The 1099-nt window shown below is 71.0% G+C and carries 1 protein-coding gene; it reads right to left on the bottom strand.

The features are described 5' to 3' along the window. Nucleotides 1–167: 167 nt before the first annotated feature. Nucleotides 168–995 carry a PaaX family transcriptional regulator C-terminal domain-containing protein gene (locus tag ACFWGJ_RS43795; RefSeq protein ID WP_387334563.1) on the bottom strand — a complete coding sequence of 276 codons (828 nt, stop codon included), beginning with the start codon at nt 993–995 and terminating at the stop codon, nt 168–170. Nucleotides 996–1099: the final 104 nt, after the last annotated feature.

The raw sequence follows: 1099 nt of genomic DNA, 5'->3' as shown, positions 1-1099 counted from the left end.
GTTCCCCGCGCCCCTGAAAGGCAGGGGCCTGCGCCCCCCCCGAAAGGCGAAAGATTGCGCCGTTCCCCGCGCCCCTAGAGGCAAGGGGCTGCGCCCCCCGAAAGGCAAAAGACTGCGCCGTTCCCCGCGCCCCTGAAGGCCAGAAGACTGCGCCGTTCCCCGCGCCCCTAGGCGGGCGGTCTCACCGGGACCAGGTCCAGGAGGTGGTCCGCTGATTGTTGGGCCAGGGGGGTCAGGCGGGTGTAGACCGTTCTGAATGTTTTCTCGGCCTGGTCGGCTGGCCAGTTGTCCGGGAGGTGTCTGACCGGGAGGCGTGGGTCTCGGCGGACCACCTGGAGCCACTGGGTCGACAGGCGCAGCCGTAGCGCGAGGGCCTCGTCGGCCGCGGGCTCGGCCGTCTCCCAGCGCTCCCAGCGGCGGACGAACGCCTCGTAGCGCGTGGCGAGTTCGTCCAGTTCCCAGGTCTCCTCGATCATCGCGCCGATGTCCATGCCGGCGTCCGCGTGGGCGCGGAAGATCTTCACATGGGCGGACAGGCCGAGTTCGGCGACGAGTCCGGAGACATCGGTCTCGCCGGGCGCGATCCACAGCCCGCCGAACAGCGGACCGAAGCCGTTCCATGTCAACTGGGCCCGCAGGTCGTGCCGTTGGCGCTGCCAGGACTCGGGCAGTGAGAAGCCGAGCAGGGTCCAGGTGCCGTCCCACCGGCGGTTGACGGCCCCCTCCTCCCAGATCCGCTGCTCGCCGTCCCGCAGCACGGCCTCCGAGCGCTCGGTCAGCCCGAAGTACATCCGGCGCCCCTCGCGCTGCCGCCGCAGCAGATCACGGCCGACCATGCGGGTCAGGGTGGACCGGGTGGCGTGCTCGCCGACCCCGGCCCGTCCGAAGACATCGATGACGCTGCCCGAATACACACAGACGCCCCGGCCGAGCACCTGGTCACCGAGAAAGGACAGCATGAGGGACTGGGGCCGCAACGCCTCGTCACTGGTCACCCACCCACGGTACGCCCGCCGATCACAGTCGTTCGCCTTTCAGGGGGCGCAGCCCCCAAGGGGCGCGGGGAACGGCGCGACCAGCCCCCACGGACCCGCACCCG

Origin of the sequence: Streptomyces sp. NPDC060205 (assembly GCF_042728395.1) — a bacterium.
In the GTDB taxonomy this organism is placed as follows: domain Bacteria; phylum Actinomycetota; class Actinomycetes; order Streptomycetales; family Streptomycetaceae; genus Streptomyces.
Note: the sequence above shows the minus strand (reverse complement) of the source record. Positions and strands in the feature narration are given on the sequence as shown.